Genomic DNA, 18,505 nt, shown 5'->3' with positions numbered 1-18,505 from the left:
GACGTACCTCCGTCCCGACACCCAGGGCGTGAGCCGATTCGACAAGGCCGGTATCCCCGCCCCCGCTTCCTCGCCCCGCTGGACGGGGCCTTCGAGATCGTCTGCGGGGTCCCGAGGCGCAACGGGCCTACCGATGACCGCCGTGGCCGGTCAGTCCGCGGTGTCGTCGCCGAGGACTTCGTGGGCCAGTTCCCTGAGCGCCCTGCGGTCCTCGGCGAGCGCCGTCCTTCCGGCCTCCGTGGCGCGGTAGACCCGCCGCGTGCGGCCGTCGACGACGCGCTGTTCGGAGGACAGCAGGCCGTCGGCCTCCAGCCGGTGCAGCGTCGGATAGAGCGTGCCGGGGCTGATCCGGTAGCCGTGGCGCGCCAGTTCCCCGGTCATCCACGCGCCGTGGATCTCCTCCTCGGCCGCGTGATGCAGGATGTGCAGCCGCACCGCGCCCCGCTGGAACTCCCGCACTCCATCCACCTCCCCACCCGAAGGGGTAGTGACGAAACCGATATCGCTCTCCGAGTCTACGGGCGCCTGCGGCGGATTCCCGCCCGGCAGTGAACTCCACCGCCCTTCCGGTGCGAAGACACGCCCGGTGACCAGCCCGCACCTGACCGGCGGTGGGGCCCGATGCCGGGACCGGGTCCTCCGCGACCGGCTTCGCGGCGCCGTCCGATGCGCCGCCGCAGGCGCCGAGGACCAGCACGCCTGCCCCACGGCGGCCGCCGTGTCGGCCGGTCGGGGGTGTCCGGCCAGGTCAGTCGATGCGGGGGCTGCGGCGCTCGACGAGGACGGTGTCGCGCCAGCGGCCGTGGTGCCGGCCCACGCGTTCACGGGTGCCGATGATCCGGAAGCCGGCGCGCTGGTGGATGGTCAGGCTGGCGGTGTTCTCGGGGAAGATACCCGCCTGGACGGTCCAGATCCCGGCCGCCTCGGTGGAGTCGACGAGCGCCGTGAGCAGCGCGGAGGCGATGCCGCGCCCGCGGGCGTCGGGGTGCACGTACACCGAGTGCTCGACGACGCCCGCGTACGCGCACCGGTCGGAGACCTTGGAGGCGGCGATCCAGCCGAGTACCCGCCCGGTCCCGTCGACGGCGGCGAAGCGGTGCTCGGACAGTTTCGCCGCGTCGAACTCCGCCCACGTGGGGGCGGTGGCCTCGAAGGTGGCGTTGCCCTCGTCGATGCCGGCCTGGTAGATCGCGACGACCTCGTCGGCGTGGTCCGCGGTGAGCGGGGTGATGTTCACTGTCGTCCCAGGATCGCGAGTGGGCGGTGTCGAAGTGCTCCCGGCCGCGGGCGCCGACCTCGTACAACGCGGAGGTCCGCACCTCCGCGTGCACGAAGCGCATGCCGCCGCCAGGCGTGACGCTTCGGGAATCCGGGTTTCACGCCGCTTGGCACCGGCCGCCCCGCACCCCGTCCGATGGTACGGGTGGGGGCGGTCTCTCCGCCCGCGGTCTCGGCCGCGCAGCACGCCGGACGGCGATCGCGCCCGCGGGCGGTCCTCTGCCGGGGCTTCTCTGGGCCCCGGCAGAGGCCTCCGCGCGGAGAGACCGCCTTGTGCTCAGCCGTAGTAGGCCGTCCGCATCAGCTCCTGCATGTCGTCCAGCATCGGCATGCGGGGGTTGGCCGGTGCGCACTGGTCCTCGTAGGCGTTGAGAGCCTGCTGGGGCAGCGCGTCCAGGAAGGTCCGCTCGTCGACTCCCAGCGCCTTGAACGTCGGCTCGATGCCGACGGCGTCGCGCAGCCGTTCGACCGCCGCGGCGAGGGACTCCACGCCCTCGGCCGGGGTGGTGGCGGGCAGCCCCAGGGCGCGGGCGATGTCCTGGAACCGCTCGGGAGCGCGGTAGTCCTCGTACTTGGGCCAGCCGGTCAACTTCCCCGGGATGGTGCCGTTGTAGCGGATGACGTGGGGGAGGAGCACGGCGTTGGTGCGGCCGTGCGCGATGTGGAAGGTGGCGCCGAGGGTGTGGGACATGGCGTGCACGATGCCGAGGAAGGCGTTGCCGAAGGCCATGCCGGCGATGGTGCCGGCGTTGTGCATCTTCTCCCGGGCCTCCGGTGCGCTCCCGCGGTCGGTGACCGCTGCCTCCAGGTGGTCGAAGACCAGGCGGATGGCGTGCAGCGCGAGGCCGTCGGTGAAGTCGTTGGCGTAGACGGACGCGTACGCCTCGACGGCGTGCGTGAGGGCGTCGAAGCCGCTGTCGGCAGCGAGGGCCGGGGGCAGGACCGTGGTGAGCAGGGGGTCGATGATGGCCACGCTGGGCGTGAGCGCGTAGTCGGCCAGGGGGTACTTCTTGCCGGTGGCGGGGTCGGATATGACGGCGAAGGGGGTGACCTCGGCGCCGGTGCCGGAGGTGGTGGGTACGCAGACCAGACGGGCCAGCCTGCCCAGGGTGGGGAAGCGGAAGGCGCGCTTGCGGATGTCGGAGAACTTCTGCCGCATGTCGGCGAAGTCGATGCCGGGCTGCTCGTACAGCAGCCACATGACCTTGGCGGCGTCCATGGGGGATCCGCCGCCGAGGGCGATGATCGTGTCGGGGCGGAAGTCCCGCATGAGGTCGGCGCCGTGCTGGACGGAGTCGATGCTGGGCTCGGGCTGGACGTTGTCAATGATCTGGAGGGTGACCGGCTCCCGGCGCTGTTGCAGGACGCGGCTGATCCGGTCGACGAAGCCCAGACGGGTCATGGTGGCGTCGGTGACGACGGTGACGCGGTGGACGTCGGGCATGGAGGTGAGATAGCGGATGGCCTGCGGCTCGAAGTAGATCTTCGGAGGGACCTTGAACCACTGGAGGTTGTTGCGGCGGGTGGACACCCGCTTGACGTTCAGCAACTGGGCGGCGGAGACGTTGTTGGAGACCGAGGTGCTGCCCCAGGAGCCGCAGCCCAAGGTGAGTGAGGGCAGCAACCCGTTGTAGATGCCGCCGATCGCCCCTTGGGAGGAGGGGGAGTTGACGATGATCCGTGCGGTCTTCATCCGCATGCCGTACGCCTCCGCCACGGCCGTGTCCTCGGTGTGGATGACGGCGCTGTGGCCCTGGCCGTGGAAGGCGACCATGTCGGCGGCCAGCTCGAAGCCGTGACGTTCGTCCTCGGCGCGCAGCACGGCGAGGACCGGGCAGAGCTTCTCGCGGGTCAACGGCTCGTCGGGACCGACGTGTTCGGCCTCGACCAGGATGACCGAGGTGTTCTCCGGCACCGAGAACCCGGCCCGCTCGGCGATCCACACGGGGCTCTGTCCGACGGCGGCGGCGTTGACCTTGGGCTCGCAGCCGGCCCCCGAACCGCCGGTGGCCGGGAACAGGAAGGCCTCCAGCTTCGCCTTCTCCTGCGGGGTGGCCAGATGGGCGTGCAGAGTACGGAACTCGGCGAGCGCCGCGTCGTGGATCGCCGTGTCCAGGATGACGGCCTGTTCGGAGGCGCAGATCATGCCGTTGTCGAAGGACTTGGACAGCACCAGGTCGTTGACCGCCCTGCGCAGCCTGGCGCTGTGGTGGACGTAGGCGGGGACGTTGCCCGCGCCGACACCGAGTGCGGGCTTGCCGGCCGAGTAGGCGGCCCTGACCATGGCGTTGCCGCCGGTGGCGAGGACCAGGGAGACTCCGGGGTGCCGCATCAGCGTGTTGGTCGCCTCGACGGACGGGGCCTCGATCCACTGGACGCAGTGCTCCGGGGCACCGGCGGCGACGGCCGCGTCCCGCACGACGCGGGCCGCCTCGGCGCTGCACCGCTGGGCGGAGGGGTGGAACGCGAAGATCACCGGATTACGGGTCTTCAGCGCCATCAGTGCCTTGAAGATCGTGGTCGAGGTCGGGTTGGTGACGGGGGTGACCGCGGCCACCACGCCCACCGGTTCGGCGATCTCGACCATGCTCTCGATGTCGTCCCGGCCGATGACCCCGACGGTCTTCATGTGGGCCATGCTGTGCGTGACGTACTCACAGGCGAACATGTTCTTGGCCGCCTTGTCCTCGAAGACCCCGCGTCCCGTCTCCTCGACCGCCAGACGGGCCAGCGCGGTGTGCCGGTCCAGGGCTGCGACCGACGCCTTCTTGACGATGTGGTCGACCTGTTCCTGACCGAGGCCCTCGTAGTCCGCGAGCGCCTTGAGACCGTCCGTGACCAGACGGTCCACGGCGACCGTGGTGTCGGACGGGGCGTCGGTCCTGACGCGGTCCTCGGTCCGTACGTCCTGTCGGGTCATGGTGGTGTGCCTCCGTTGTCAGGGGCCGCCGTGGTGTGCGGCGATGCCGGCCAGGAGCGGCATGACGGTGGACCGTCCCGCTCCCTGCCCTCACTGTCCTTCGGTGGCGCCTGCCGCAGGAGGACCCGGAGGGACCTTTGCCGACGCCGTCCGGCCCGGCGGCGGTAGGGCCCGTCGGCCCCGGGCCGCCGGTCGACGCCGCTCCCCGCGCGTCAGGAACTCCCGGTGCGAGCGGGCCCGGCCGGTGCCGCACAGTCGTCGACGCCGAAGCCCAGAGTGTTCACCACGCCGACCACACCTTCGAGGCACCAGGCGGTGTGAACGATCTCCGCCACCCGGGAGCGGCGTTCCACCTGGCCGCTGAGAGTGACGACACCGTCGCGGACGGAGACGAGAACCGTGTCGGGTGGCAGCTCCTCCGCGCCACCGCCGATCGCCTCGGCCACCGCCCGGCGGATGTCCTCGTCCGCGCGCAGGAAGACCCGCAGGAGGTCGCGGCGCGTGGCGATGCCGATCAGGCGGTCGGCCTCGTCGACCACAGGCAGCCGCTCGACACCGCGGCGCTCCATGAGCCGGGCGGCATCCGGTACGGACTGCTCCGGGTGCACGGTGACGGCCGGGCTGGACATCATGTCCTGCGCGGTCACGGCCGGGGGTGGAGCGGAGCCCTCCCGATACGCCTGGGCGCCTACCAGGTCGCTCCCCGACAGCACACCGAGGACCTTGTCGTCGGCGTCGACCACCGGCAGTCCGCTGATCCGGTGGTGGTCGAGGAGCCGCACGACCTCCTTGAACGGTGTCGAGGGACCGGCCTGCACGACGTCCCGTGTCATGACCTCACCGACAGTGCGAGCGGGCATGATGGATTCTCCTTCATGAGCATGGGCCGGGAGACCCGGAGCCGATGGCCGACTCCGGCACCCCGCCACACGTGGCCGGCGTCGGGCGACGCCTGCTTCCTCAGGCCGCCCCGCCACGGGGACCGTGCGGGCGTCCGACGGGTACCGCCGTGGTGGGCCCGTTCGGTACGGGTCGAGGGGGCCTCGTTCGGTACCCGCTCGCAGAGCGCTCGCAAGGGGGATCTCACGGGCACCGCAGTGCCGGGCGACCCGGATGCCCCACGGCCGGTGGCCCTGCTGCCACACCTCAAGGCTGCCGCGCTCCGCAGTCTCGGACCAGGGGCGGCCGGTCCTGGTAGGAGGGGCGACCGGGCCCTGGTCACAGGGCCGGGTCGCCCCGGTGCGCCGCTTGCGACACCTCTCCTTTGTGGGCGAGGGCATCGTCGCCCGGGCCGGGCGAGCTGTGACGGTCGGGGTGAGGCCCATGCCGTCCTCGTAGCGGGTACAGCTCTTCGCCGCGTCACCAACACGACTGAGGAGTTCCCGGCGTCGGCAGCCTTGCCGCGGGCGTACAGCGTGATGTCCGTGGCCTTCGTGTCCGTCCCGGGGTGGACGGATCGGGCCGCCGCGGTCGGCGCCGGTCCGGGCGAACGCGCCCGCTGTCCTCCCGGGGCCGGCAGGCGGCCGGTCGGCCCGCTGCCCTCTCGCCCCGTCCCGTCGGAACGGCACCGGGGGCGAAGGCGACAGGTCAGGCGGTCGCCTTCGTTCGCCTTCGCCCGTCCGAGGCGCCGGACCTCACGCGGTTCCGCCGGCCGTGCGGGGCTCGCGCTGCCCGGTGGCGCGGGAGTTCCGCTCACCGTCCGCGGACGAGGCTCGGACGGCGGTGAGAGTGAAGGCCAGAGCCCCGGCGGACACGATCGCGAGCAGGACGAGGCCCACCGCGTACGACGCGTACAGCCCGAACAGCGACCCCATCAGCAGCGGTGGCAGGAACCCGCCCAGTCCGCCCGCGGCGCCGACCACTCCGGTCACCGAGCCGACCTGGCCGGGCGGGGTGCGCAGGGTCACCAGGGCGAAGGTCGCCCCGCTGCCGACGCCGAGTGCGGCGGCCATGGTCAGGAAGGCGAGGGTGCCCACAGGAGCCAGGGCGGGGGTGAACGCCTGGGCCACAGCACCGGCCACGACCGTGGCCAGCGAGCCGGCCAGCACGCGGACCGGGCCGATCCGGTCGGACAGCCAGCCTCCGAACGGGCGCATCGCCACCGCGAGGAGAACGAACCCCGCCATGCGGTTCGCCGCGTCGGCCTGGGCGAGGCCGTAGCCGGTCCTGAGGTACGTGGGCAGGTAGACGGAGAAGGCTACGTAGCCGCCGAACGCAACCGCGTACAGTGCGGACGCCTGCCAGGTGATGGGCAGCCGGAGAGTGGCGGCCAGGCGGCGTGCGGCCGGCTCGGTCGGAAGGGGCCGCCCGGGCGCGTCACGGAGCAGGAGAGCGGCGGCGGTGGCGTACACCGCGAGAACCGCGGCGGTGATCAGGAACGGCGTGGCCATGCTGGCCGCGTCGACCAGCTTCACCGTGGTCAGGGCGCTGATGGCAGTGCCGCCCATACCCGCGCCGAAGACTCCGACGGCGAGACCGCGCCGCTCGGGCGGGAACCAGGCGTTGACGAGCGGAACGCCGACAGCGAAGGCGGTTCCGCCGATACCGAGGAAGAACCCGCCGATGAGCAGGGCGGCGAGTGAGGAGTGCCCGGCCAGGCCGAGGTAGAGCACCGGGACGATGGTGGCCGCCGACACGATCGGGAACATGACCCGTCCGCCGAACCGATCGGTCAGTGCGCCGACCGGGATCCGGCCCAGGGAACCGACGACGACCGGCACCGCCACCAGCAGCGACTGCTCGAACGATGACAGGTCGAGACCGTCCTTGAACCGAGGGCCGAGCGGGCTGAGGAGCGCCCAGGCCCAGAAGTTGACGGCGAAACCGACGGTGGCGAGGGCCAGGGTCAGCCAGGCCCGGCCGGGCGTCGGCGCACCCGACGCCGTCCTGGTGCTCTCCCGCGCCGAAGTCTGGACCATGCTGTCCGCCTCTTCCCTTTTCTGTGTTTCCGCGACATGAGCAGAAGGTGATCCGCAGGGCTTCAGCCTGCGGTTCTGCGACTGCCCGGCCACTGTCGTCCTCGGGGCACCGGGACGGCATGGGCCGACGGTCCCGTGCCGCGAGGCTGACGGTCCTCCATCGCATCCGACCGGCCCCTTGGGCGAAACCGCGCCCCGCCCTGCTCACCCGGATCGGTCGGAGCGGTATCGCGGCCGTCCGCTGTCAGGACCCGCAGGTAGGGCCGACCGGCCCTACCCGGCCTCCTACCACGGCGCGGAGGATGGTGGGATGCTCGAGAACGACGCCATCCGCATTCTCGACCGGCTGGAATGCCTTCGTCTGCTGGCCGAAGTGCCGCTCGGCCGGATCGTGTACACCCGGCAGGCGCTGCCCGCGGTCCTCCCGGTCAACTTCGTCCTGGACGAGGACGACTCGGTCGTGCTGTACACCTCGGCGGTCTCCGACCTCGTGGACGCCGTCGACGGTGCCGTGGTCGCTTTCGAGGCGGACGAGTTCAGCGCGGCGACCCGGTCGGGCTGGAGCGTGGTCGTCACCGGTCGGGCCGGTGTGGTGGCCGAGCCCGACGAGCACGAACGGCTCTCGCGGTCCGGCCCGCATTCCTGGATGCCCGTACGTGACGGGGTCTTCGTGCGCATCGAGTCCGAGTTGGTCTCGGGTCGCGAGATCACGGGCACACGCGCCACCGGATGAGGCAGCTGCCGCGGGCGGGTCCCCGTGTCTGTCCGGTCGGCAGCGTGTCTGTCCGGTCGGCAGCGCCGAGGGACACGGTCAACCGGACGGGGCGGCCCCCTCACCGGAACCCGCCGACCCGGGCGTTCGCAACGATGCGGCATCCGCGGCCGCGCGCGGGGTGCGACCGCCCTCGGGGCCGTACCCGAACCGGATCAGCAGCTGCGGGCACCTCCGCCGCGAACCGCTCACGGCCGCTCGCAGATCCCCCCACTCCATCGCCTGGTGCAGTATCGAGGTGCGGACCCCGTACGAGGTCGCCGTGAGCAGCACGTGTTGCAGCGCCTGGCCCGCCCGCAGCCAGTCCTCCGGCCGGTCCCGCGCGGTCCACAACAGCGCCACCTGCGCATGGCGTTCGAAAGGCAGGGCAGGAAGATGCGGTACGGGTAGCTGACCGGTGAAGTCCCGCATCGGTATCCGGCCGGACGCGTCCAGGGCGCCCACCGCGGTGACGGGGATGCCGTACCCGCAGTCGAGTCCCGGGGTGCTGAGCCAGCCGTGCGCCTCCTCCGTGCGGCCGGGGTGGGAAGCGTTGCGGACCTCGCCCGCTTGGGTCAACCGCAGCAGACGCCTGGTCCGCACGATGTCGGGAACCTCGAGGCGCGCGCCCTGCGTACGAGCCGCGGCGACCATCTCCGTCACGATCGCCTCGGGCACGGGGCGGCCGGTGAACGGCAGCCGGCTGCTGTGCCGCCGTTCGACGGCCTCGTACAGCGGCCGCAAGGACGGCGTTCCGTCCCCGTCGGCCTCGGCCAGGTGCACGATTGCCAGCAGCTCGGGATCGTCCTCGGCGGGCAGCAGCCGGACGACGGGCACCCAGCCCAGGTACGCCGCGGCCACCCGGAGATTGAACACGGCCGCTCCTACGGAGAGGTGGCGTGCACGCAGGTCGGGATCGGTCAGGGGCAGCCGTCGTCCGGCAGCGGTACGGACTTCGACCGATCCGTTGTCCGCGTCCAGGCCGAACCGCCAGGGCTGCGTGTTGTGGATCGACGGTGCGGCCACCGCCGCGGCCAGCAGGGTCTGGACGGCCGGTGCGTCGATGTCCCGGGTCCTCATGGCGACTCTCCTTCACAAGCTCTCGCGTGCCACCCACCCTGCGCCGCCCTGCTCGCTCACGGGAGGGGCGGACGGCCCCTCCCCGCCCGCCGCATGGACCCGAACCGAGGTCCGCGTGATCCAGGGGGCAGGGCGGGGCCGACGAGCACAGCACGGAGCGCCGGGTCACCGGCCCCACGCGCCCGTGCCGTCCGCGCTCAGCCTTCCGTGTGGGCCAGCCACAGGTCGGGGCCGAAGACCTCGTAGCGGATGTGGCGCGCCGGGACACCGGACTCGAGCAACTGTGCTCTGACGGCCCGCATGAACGGCAGTGAGCCGCAGAGGTAGACATCCGTTCCGGTGGGCAGGTCCAGCCCCTTGAGGTCCATCGGACCGCAGTGGGCGCCGGGCTCCGCGGCGGCGTTCCGCTCGTACCAGAACTCCGCTCGGGCAGCGGGCAGACGGCCCACCAGGCGGTGGGTGTCCGCGAGCAGTGCATGGTCCGCCGGCGAACGATCGGCGTGCAGCACCGTGACCGGGCGGCTGGCTCCGGTCGCCACGAGGTGTTCGAGCATGCCGACCATCGGCGTGCAGCCGATGCCGGCCGAGACCAGCAGCAGAGGGCTGTCGCCCTCGTCGAGGACCACATCGCCGAACGGAGCGGACAGGGTGAGTTCGTCACCGGCCCCGACGGTGCGGTGCAGGTGGTTGGACACCTCGCCCTCGGGCGCGTCGGACAGGCCCGCCACCCGTTTGACGGTGATCCGGCGCAGCTGGTCGCCGGGGACGCCCGACAGGCTGTACTGGCGCACCTGGTGCATGCCGTCGGGCAGCCGCACCCTGACGCTGACGTACTGCCCGGCGCGGGCGGGCGGTACGGGGTCCTCGTCCGCCGGGCGCAGCAGGAAGGACACCACGTCGGAGGTCTCCTCGCGCCGTTCCACCACCGTCCACTGCCGCCACGGGTGACGGGGGTCGACCTGTGCCTCCTGGTAGAGACGGGCCTCCTGGGCGATCAGGGCACGGGCCATGAGCCAGTACACCTCGTCCCAGGCGGCGGCCACCTGCGGTGTGACCGCCTCGCCGAGCACCTCCGCGATGGCGCGGAAGAGGTACGTGTGGACGATCGTGTACTGGTCCTCGGTCACTCCGAGCGCCGCGTGCTTGTGGGCGATCCGGGAAAGAAGCGCGTCCGGTCTGGTCTCCGGATCGGCGAGCAGCGCCTGCGCGAAGGCCGCGATGGAACCGGCGAGAGCACGGCGCTGGCCACCGTTTGCCTGGTTGCCGCGGTTGAACAGCCCGTCCAGCAGCCCGGGCTGCTCGGCGAACATGGTGCTGTAGAACCGAGCGGTGATCTCGTCCAGAGCTCCGCCGACGGCGGGCAGGGTTGCGCGGACGACGGCGGCCGAATCGGGCGAAAGCATGGGTCTCCTCGACAAGGTGGTGTGCAGGGGGGTGCACTCACCATCCTGGCCACCCGGGCCCCGGGCCAGATGGGCCGATCGGCCTTCCTGGCGGGGCCGACCGGCTCGGGTGCGTCCCGGCGTCCGGCAACGGACCCGCCGGCCGGGTCGCGTGAACGCGGAGGCCCTGCCACCGACCGTCCGGAACGTGCCGTGCGTGCGCACCCGGCCACCGGGGCCGGAGCGCGGCCTGGCCGGCGCGTCATCGGCGTACAGCGGCAGGGGGTCGTCGGGGCGAGCGCGGGCCCGTGCTTCACTCCTCCCACCGGGAGCCGGAAGCCGACCGCCCTCGGCCCCGGGCCCCTGCCGGTGCCGCCTGCCTGCGGTAGACGAGATACGGCCGGGCGAGGTACCCGACCGGGGCGCTCCACACGTGCACCAGCCGGGTGAACGGCCAGGCGGCGAAGAGGATGAAGGCGGTCAGGGCGTGCAGTTGGAACAGCAGGGGCGCCCCGACGATCGCCTCGGGCTGCGGCTGGAGGACGAACAGGCCGCGGAACCACACGGAGACGGTGGAGCGGTAGTCGTAGCCGGCGCCGAAGACGTTGTGGGCGGCGGTCGCGGCGATGCCGAGCAGGACGGTCGCCGACAGCAGGGGGAAGAGCAGCTTGTCGCTGCGGTCGGTGCCGAGGCGGACCGTTCGGTTGAGCAGCCGGCGGGCGCACAGCATGCCGAGCCCGGCGACCATGGCCACGCCCGCCACCGAACCCGCCCAGACGGCGGTGGTGTGGTAGGCGTGCTCGGACATGCCGACGGCCTCCGTCCACGAGTCGGGAACGGCGAGGCCCACGACATGGCCGGCGATCACCAGGAAGGCGCCGAGGTGGAACAGCGGACTGCCCCAGCGCAGCCAGCGGTGTTCGAGGAGCTGGCTGGTGTGCGTGGTCCAGCCGAACTGGTCCTGGCGGTAGCGCCAGACGTGCCCGGCGACGAACACCGCGAGGCAGACGTAGGGAACGGCGACCCACAGCAGGAGGTCGGTGCCGCTCACCGCCGGTGCGGCCGACGGGGAGAGGAGTACGGCGTTCATCGGGTGCCTTCCCTACGGGTGGTGGTCGGATCGGCGGGCGGCACACGGGTCGGCGGAGCGGCCGTCGGCGGTACGAAGGTGCCCGGAGGGGCGAACTCCCCCTCCCCGTACGTGCCGTAGGGGTGGACGCCTACCTCCTCCTCGGGCGGCCCCTCGGCGATGAGCTGGGCCACCGCCGCACGGTCCGCGTCGGTGGGCGGCGGCAGCAGGGTGAGCAGCGCGGTCATGACGTGCCGGTACGGCGATTCGGCTTCGGTGAGCGCCCGGTTGATCAGCTCCAGCCCTCGCCGGTGCTGGCGCAGCGGCGCTTCGCCGCCGCCCGGGCCGGTCAGAGCGGCGAACTCCAGCACGACCGGTAGGTGGTCGGGCAGTTCACCCCCGTCGACGTCCCAGCCGGTGGCCCGGTAGCGCTGTTTCAGGGTGAGCAGGGCCATCCCGCGTCGGCGGGTGTCGCCGTGCAGGTAGTAGGTGAGGTAGAGGCTGCTCCTGCGGCGCAGGTCGAACGTCTCGACGTAGTGCCGCTCGACGGCGTCCGTCTCCTGCCCCGTGAGCCAGGTGGTGAAGTCGGCCAGATGGGCGGCGGCGGGCGAGGGCGGCAGCGCCTCGACGGTGCCCGCCAACTGCGCGGCGGAGGCGCCGAGTTCCTCGTCCGGGTACTGGAGCAGCAGCGAGCAGAGCCGCAGCAGCAGGGCGCGCTCCTCCCGCTCCTCGGGCGTGAGCCGGGCCGGGCGGCGGACGGCCGCCCGGATGCGGGTGCGGACGAGGGCGGGAACGCTTGCGGGCAGCGGGCTCACGCGTGGCCTCCGGTGGTCCTGCGGCGCAGGGTGGGGATGCCGAGCATCACCCGTCGTCCTCCGGCCTCCGTGGGCTCGCCGGAGGACTCGACGGGGCAGCGGTCCTCCATGGCGGTCAGCGCGGCGGCGTCTTCCCTGTGGGCTGCGGGGACGACGTAGCGGTCCTCGTACTTGGCGACGGCGAGCAGCCGGTGCAGGTCGGTGGCCTCCTGGGCGGTGAGGCCGACCGCCTTGAGCACGGCTTCGTCGCCGTCCTCGCCGAGGGCGCGCTCGCGCATGGAGGAGCGCAGGGCCGTGAGTTTCATCAGCACCCCGGCGACCACGTCGGCGTCCCCGGCGCTGAACAGCTCCGCCAGGTACTCCAGCGGGATGCGCAGCCGGGTGACGGCGGCGAAGACGTGGTCGGGGTCGTCCTGGTTTCCGCCCGCGGCGTCCACGGCGTCCAGCACGGGGGAGAGCGGCGGTACGTACCAGACCATGGGGAGGGTGCGGTACTCCGGGTGGAGCGGCAGCGCGACCCTGTACCGGACGACGAGGTCGTACACGGGGGAGTGGCGGGCCGCGGCCAGCCAGTCCTCGGGGATCCCGGCTTCCCGTGCCGCCGCGATCACGTCGGGGTCGCGCGGATCGAGGAAGACCCCGCGCTGGGCGTCGAGGAGGTCCTTCTCGTCGGGAGTGGCTGCGGCCTCGCCGACCCGGTCGGCGTCGTAGAGCAGCAGCCCGAGGTAGCGCAGCCGTCCCACGCAGGTCTCGGAGCAGACGGTGGGCTGGCCGGCCTCGATGCGCGGGAAGCAGAAGGTGCACTTCTCGGCCTTGCCGGTGACATGGTTGACGTACACCTTCTTGTACGGGCACGCCGTCACGCACATCCGCCATCCGCGGCACCTGTCCTGGTCGACCAGGACGATGCCGTCCTCGACCCGCTTGTACACGGCCCCGGACGGACAGCCCGAAACACAGGCCGGGTTGAGGCAGTGTTCGCACAGACGCGGCAGGTGGAAGAGGAAGGTCTGCTCGAACTCGAACCTCACCTTCTCGGCCCACTCGCCGGTCAGGTTCGGGTCGCCGCCGGCGTTCTCCGGAGCGCCGCCGAGACCGTCCTCCCAGTTGGCGCCCCAGGTGATGGCGGTGGGCTTGCCGGTGAGGACGGAACGCGGGCGGGCCACGGGCATGTCCTTGCCCGCCGGGGCGTTGAGGAGGTTGTCGTAGTCGTAGGTGACCGGCTCGTAGTAGTCCTCGATGGACGGCAGGTCGGGGTTGGAGAACAGCGAGAGGAGCCGCTTGACCCTGCCCCCGGAGCGCAGGACGAGACGTCCGCGCCGGTCGAGCATCCAGCCGCCCTTCCCGTGCTCCTGGTCCTCGTAGCGGCGTGGGTAGCCGACACCCGGCTTGGTCTCGACGTTGTTGAACCAGGCGTACTCGACACCCGTGCGGTTGGTCCACGTCTGCTTGCAGGTGACCGAGCAGGTGTGGCAGCCGATGCACTTGTCGAGGTTCATCACCATCGCGATCTGTGCCATGACGCGCATGTCAGTACTCCACTTGCTGGCCGCGGCGGCGGATGACGGTGACCTCGTCGCGCTGGTTGCCGGTCGGGCCGTAGTAGTTGAAGGCGTAGGTGAACTGGGCGTAGCCGCCCGCCAGATGGGTGGGCTTCAGCAGGAGACGGGTGAGCGAGTTGTGGATGCCGCCCCGTCTGCCGCTGACCTCGGTCTTCGGAACGTTCACGTTGCGGTCCTGGGCGTGGTGCATGTAGACGGTGCCCTCGGGCATGCGGTGGGTGACCACGGCGCGGGCGGCGACGACGCCGTTGCGGTTGTACGCCTCGATCCACTCGTTGTCCTTCACGCCGATCTTCTCGGCGTCGGGGGTGGACATCCAGATCGTCGGGCCGCCGCGGGACAGGTCGAGCATGTACTTGTTGTCCTGGTAGTTCGAGTGGATGGACCACTTGGAGTGCGGGGTCAGGTAGCGGACGGTGACCTCGGCGCGCCCCTCGTCGTGCAGGTGCTGGTCGCCGTAGTGCCGTGGAGCGTTCAACGGGGGCCGATAGACCGGGAGTTGTTCGCCCAGCTCGGCTATCCAGTCGTGCTGGACGAAGAAGTGCTGGCGTCCGGTGAGCGTGTGCCACGGCTTCTTGTGCTCGGTGTTGATGACGAACGGTGAGTAGCGGCGTCCACCCGTCTCCGAACCCGACCATTCGTACGAGGTGATGACCCCGCGCGGTTGGGTGCGGGTGTCGGCGAACGTGATGCGCTCCGCCTCGCGTTCGGAGGCCAGGCCCACCAGGCCCTCGCTGCCGGTCCGTCGCTCCAGCTCCCGGAAGCCCTCGGTGGCCAGGCGCCCGTTGGTGGTGCCGGACAGGGCGAGGATCGCCTCGCACATGTCGGAGGCGGTGGCGAGGGAGGGCCGCCCGGCGGCGATCCCCTCCCGGACGGCGCCGTTGTGACGCCGCAGCTCGTCGATCTCCTTGTCCGGGTGGACGGTGACGCCCTTGGTGGTGGTGCCCAGGGTGTCCAGCAGCGGGCCGACGGCGCGCATCTTCTGCGCCACGGCCGCGTAGTCCCGTTCGACGACGACGAGCTTGGGCATGGTACGCCCGGGGACCGGCTCGCACTCGCCGTTCTTCCAGTCCCGTACGGTCCCGCCGGGCTGGGCGAGTTCGTCGGGCGTGTCGTGCAGCAGCGGCACGGCGATGACGTCGGTACGGGTGCCCAGGTGCTCGGCGGCCAGCTCACTGAACCTGTCGGCCATGGTCAGGAAGGTGTCGTAGTCGGTGCGGGCCTGCCAGGGAGGGGCGATGGCCGGGGTGAAGGCGTGCACGAAGGGGTGCATGTCCGTGGTGGACAGGTCGTCCTTCTCGTACCAGGTCGCGGCCGGCAGGACGACGTCGGAGAGCAGACCGGTGGAGGTCATCCGGAAGTCCATCGTGACCAGCAGGTCGAGCTTGCCCTCGGGGGCCTCCTCCCGCCACACCACGTCCTTCGGGCGCCCCTCGGGCGGGGTCTCCTCGGAGCGTACGGCCGCGTCGGTGCCCAGCAGGTGCCGCAGGAAGTACTCGTTGCCCTTGCCGGACGAGCCCAGCAGGTTGGCCCGCCACACGGTCAGCACCCGGGGGAAGTTCGCCGGGTCGTCCGGGTCCTCGGCAGCGAACCGCAGCCTGCCGGACACGAGTTCGTCGACGATGTGCTCGGCGACCGGCCGGCCCGCGGCGGCCGCCTCGTCCGTGACGTCGAGGGGGTTGCGGTTGAAACCGGGGTGGCCGGGCGTCCAGCCCAGCCGCACGGCCTGCGCGAGAGCGTCCGCGAACGCCTTGCCCTTGAACCGGCCGCTGCCGAGGGGCGAGGCCAGCTCGTCGGGCCCGAACGCCTCGTAGCGCCACTGGTCGGAGTTGAGGTACCAGTACGACGTGCCCGCCATGTGCCGGGTGGGACGCTGCCAGTCGAAGGCGAACGACAGGTGCTGCTGCCCGGTGACCGGGCGCACCTTCTCCTGCCCCACGTAGTGCGCCCAGCCCCCACCGTTGACACCCTGGCAGCCCGTCATCGTCGTCAGTGCCAGGAACGCCCGGTAGATGGTGTCGGAGTGGAACCAGTGGTTGGTGCCCGCACCCATCGCGATCATCGAACGGCCCTGGGTCCGCTCCGCGTTGCGGGCGAACTCCCGGCCGATGCGGGCCGCCTGCACCGCCGGGACCGAGGTGACCGTCTCCTGCCAGGCCGGTGTGTACGGCTGGCTCGCGTCGTCGTACCCGGTGGGCCAGCTGCCAGGAAGTCCGGGGCGTGCCACGCCGTACTGGGCCAGCATCAGATCGAAGACCGTGGTGACCAGCCGCCCCGCGACCCGGCGCACCGGCACCCCGCGCAGCATCGTGGAGCCACCCTCGGTGGCACCCTCGTCGAAACGGGGCAGTGCCACCTCGGCCGCCTCCTCCGCCCTTTCCAGCAGCGTCAGTTCGGGTACCACCTCGCCGAGGTCGAGGTTCCACCGGCCCTCACCCGTCTCCCCCCAGCGGAAGCCGAGCGAGCCGTTCGGCACGACCGGCTCGCCGGTGGCCGAGTCGAGGAGGACGGTCTTGGAGTGGGCGTTCTCCTCGTCGTGGCCCAGGTCGGCCGCCGTCAGGAACCCGTCCGGGACGAGACCGTGCTCGTGCTCGCGCAAGGTCACCAGGAACGGAGCGTCGGTGAAGGCGCGCAGGTAGTCCCGGAAGTAGGGGACTTCGCGGTCGACGAGGAACTCGCGCAGGATCACGTGGCCCATGGCCATCGCCAGCGCCCCGTCGGTGCCGGGGTGCGGGGCCACCCACTCGTCGGCGTGCTTGACGTTGTCGGCGTAGTCGGGGCTGACCGCGACGACCTTGGTGCCGTTGTACCGGGTCTCGGTGAGGAAGTGCGCGTCGGGCGTGCGGGTCACGGGGATGTTGGAGCCCCACATGATCAGATAGCCGGCGTTCCACCAGTCCGCGGCCTCCGGCACGTCGGTCTGGTCGCCGAAGACCTGCGGCGAGGCGATCGGCAGGTCGGCGTACCAGTCGTAGAAGGACAGCAGGGTGCCGCCGATCAGCGAGTGGAACCGCGCACCGGCCGCGAACGACGCCATGGACATCGCGGGTATCGGCGAGAAGCCGGCGACGCGGTCGGGGCCGTACTCCTTGACGGTGTGCACCTGGGCGGCGGCGATCAGCTCGCCGACCTCCTCCCAGTCGGCGCGCACCAGCCCGCCCTTGCCGCGCGCCCGCTTGTACGCACGGGCCTTGGCCGGGTCGCCGGTGATCTCGGCCCAGGCCGCCACCGGGTCACCCAGGCGCTTGCGGGCCTCACGCCACATTTTCAGCAGCGCGCCGCGCACGTACGGGTAGCGGACCCTGCTGGGCGAGTAGGTGTACCAGGAGAAGGACGCCCCGCGCGGGCAGCCACGGGGCTCGTACTCGGGGCAGTCCGCGCCGATGGACGGGTAGTCGGTGGCCTGGTGCTCCCACGTGATGATGCCGTCCTTCACGTACACCATCCACGAACAGGAGCCGGTGCAGTTGACCCCGTGCGTGGAACGCACCACCCTGTCGTGGGCCCACCGGTCCCGGTAGAAGCTCTCCCACCTCGGGTCGCCTTCGCCGAACACGGCCCGGCCGTCGGCCGACACCTCGCGGCGGGTCAGCAGTCTGCGGGCCGTCAGCGGCCAGCCCGCCCCGGTGGACGACGCCTTGCGCCGTGCGTTCTGGTCGTTCTCCATGCCGGGGAACGCTATGGGCCGCGGACAGCGGCGCGCCTGGGCCGGCGGTCCCTGCCGGATGGCCTTCCAGCCCCATCCGGCGGGCCGCGACCGGGACCATCGGTACCGTGCGCGGGGTCCCCCGGTCGTCGAGAGGGACCACGGAGCCCGGGTGCGTGCCGGCCGATGACCGAACCGCGGATGCCCGCGTGCGCCACCGCCCTCCGTGCCCGCCGGACGGCCGGGCCCCCGCCCACCACCTGGCCGGCGTCCGCGACGCGGAAGCGGGGAGGAGGCGGCGGGCGCGCCCGGGCCCCGCTGGACGCGCCCCCGGGGGATCCGCTCCGACAGCCTCCGCCCTGGGTCCCCGGCAGGCCGAAGGTCCCGCCGGTCGGGGCCGCCCGGGGTCCGCCCGGTGCCCTGACCGGCACTGCCCGCCGCCTCACCGCACGACGAGTATCGGCAGTGACAAGACCGTCCGAGGAGAGGACCTGCGATGACCGCGACGGTGACAGCCGCGCCCCGGACCGCCGACGCCTGGCGGCAGTTCACGGGGAGCGGGTGGCGTGCGCGCATCGATGTGCGCGACTTCATCCAGGCCAACTACACGCCCTACGAGGGCGACGCCTCCTTCCTGACCGGCGCCACGGACCGCACACGGGCGGTATGGGAGAAGGTCAGCGCGCTGTTCCCCGAGGAGCGGCGCAAGGGCATCGCCGACGTGGACACCGCCACCCCTTCCACCATCACCTCGCACGCCCCCGGCTGGATCGACCGCGACCGCGAGCTGATCGTCGGCCTGCAGACCGACGCGCCGCTGAAGCGGGCGATCATGCCCAACGGCGGTCTGCGCATGGTGGAGAACGGGCTGAAGGCGTACGGCTACGAGCCCGACCCGTTCGTGACGAGGGTGTTCGACACCTACCGCAAGACCCACAACGCCGGCGTGTTCGACGCCTACACCCCGGCGATGCGCGCCGCCCGCAGGGTCGGCATCATCACCGGCCTGCCGGACTCCTACGGTCGCGGCCGGATCATCGGCGACTACCGGCGCGTCGCCCTCTACGGCACCGACCGGCTCGGG

Annotated in this window: 12 protein-coding genes and 1 pseudogene; 2 read left to right on the top strand and 11 right to left on the bottom strand. The window is 71.9% G+C overall.

What is annotated here, in order from left to right; genetic code table 11:
- Positions 1–150: 150 nt before the first annotated feature.
- The 5 genes from AC0682_RS25090 to AC0682_RS25070 all read right to left on the bottom strand — a co-directional run bounded on the left by AC0682_RS25090 (position 151) and on the right by AC0682_RS25070 (position 7,116).
- Positions 151–459, bottom strand: a complete 309-nt coding sequence (locus AC0682_RS25090) for an Rv3488 family transcriptional regulator (protein WP_478535212.1) — start codon at positions 457–459, stop codon at positions 151–153.
- A 289-nt stretch (positions 460–748) separates the two neighbouring features.
- Entirely contained in the window at positions 749–1,237 is a 489-nt protein-coding gene (locus AC0682_RS25085) for an N-acetyltransferase family protein (RefSeq protein ID WP_478535211.1), read from the bottom strand.
- Positions 1,238–1,555: 318 nt separating this feature from the next.
- Complete coding sequence (adhE, locus tag AC0682_RS25080; RefSeq protein ID WP_478535210.1) at positions 1,556–4,198, bottom strand: bifunctional acetaldehyde-CoA/alcohol dehydrogenase; 2,643 nt, start codon at positions 4,196–4,198, stop codon at positions 1,556–1,558.
- A 212-nt stretch (positions 4,199–4,410) separates the two neighbouring features.
- Positions 4,411–5,058: a CBS domain-containing protein gene (locus tag AC0682_RS25075; protein WP_478535209.1), complete on the bottom strand. Its 648-nt coding sequence runs from the start codon at positions 5,056–5,058 to the stop codon at positions 4,411–4,413.
- 774 nt (positions 5,059–5,832) lie between these two features.
- Positions 5,833–7,116 (bottom strand): nitrate/nitrite transporter, encoded by a 1,284-nt coding sequence (locus AC0682_RS25070; RefSeq protein ID WP_478535208.1) that lies wholly within the window; start codon positions 7,114–7,116, stop codon positions 5,833–5,835.
- A gap of 310 nt (positions 7,117–7,426) precedes the next feature.
- On the opposite strand from AC0682_RS25070, the gene AC0682_RS25065 reads away from it, so the two are divergent.
- Entirely contained in the window at positions 7,427–7,849 is a 423-nt protein-coding gene (locus AC0682_RS25065) for a pyridoxamine 5'-phosphate oxidase family protein (protein WP_478535207.1), read from the top strand.
- A 78-nt stretch (positions 7,850–7,927) separates the two neighbouring features.
- On the opposite strand, the gene AC0682_RS25060 is transcribed toward AC0682_RS25065, so the two are convergent.
- The 6 genes from AC0682_RS25060 to AC0682_RS25035 all read right to left on the bottom strand — a co-directional run bounded on the left by AC0682_RS25060 (position 7,928) and on the right by AC0682_RS25035 (position 17,442).
- Positions 7,928–8,947 carry an Acg family FMN-binding oxidoreductase gene (locus AC0682_RS25060; RefSeq protein WP_478535206.1) on the bottom strand — a complete coding sequence of 340 codons (1,020 nt, stop codon included), beginning with the start codon at positions 8,945–8,947 and terminating at the stop codon, positions 7,928–7,930.
- Between the two features lie 197 nt (positions 8,948–9,144).
- Complete coding sequence (locus AC0682_RS25055; protein ID WP_478535205.1) at positions 9,145–10,350, bottom strand: globin domain-containing protein; 1,206 nt, start codon at positions 10,348–10,350, stop codon at positions 9,145–9,147.
- 292 nt (positions 10,351–10,642) lie between these two features.
- Entirely contained in the window at positions 10,643–11,419 is a 777-nt protein-coding gene (narI, locus tag AC0682_RS25050) for a respiratory nitrate reductase subunit gamma (RefSeq protein ID WP_478535204.1), read from the bottom strand.
- On the bottom strand, positions 11,416–12,213 hold the full coding sequence (narJ, locus tag AC0682_RS25045; protein WP_478535203.1) for a nitrate reductase molybdenum cofactor assembly chaperone: 798 nt from the start codon (positions 12,211–12,213) through the stop codon (positions 11,416–11,418). The genes narI and narJ overlap by 4 nt, the downstream gene beginning before the upstream one ends.
- A complete protein-coding gene (gene narH / locus AC0682_RS25040) occupies positions 12,210–13,742 on the bottom strand; it encodes a nitrate reductase subunit beta (RefSeq protein ID WP_478535202.1) in 1,533 nt (510 codons plus the stop codon). The genes narJ and narH overlap by 4 nt, the downstream gene beginning before the upstream one ends.
- Before the next feature lies 1 nt (position 13,743).
- Positions 13,744–17,442: a nitrate reductase subunit alpha gene (locus AC0682_RS25035; protein WP_478535201.1), complete on the bottom strand. Its 3,699-nt coding sequence runs from the start codon at positions 17,440–17,442 to the stop codon at positions 13,744–13,746.
- 475 nt (positions 17,443–17,917) lie between these two features.
- Here AC0682_RS25035 and AC0682_RS25030 point away from each other — a divergent pair.
- A pseudogene (locus tag AC0682_RS25030) lies at positions 17,918–18,502 on the top strand (pyruvate formate lyase family protein); the annotation flags it as partial.
- Between the last annotated feature and the right edge of the window lie 3 nt (positions 18,503–18,505).

Source organism: Streptomyces sp. NPDC043746, assembly GCF_056436485.1.
The sequence above is the reverse complement of the archived record's forward strand: the minus strand, read 5'-3'. Positions and strand labels throughout refer to the sequence as shown.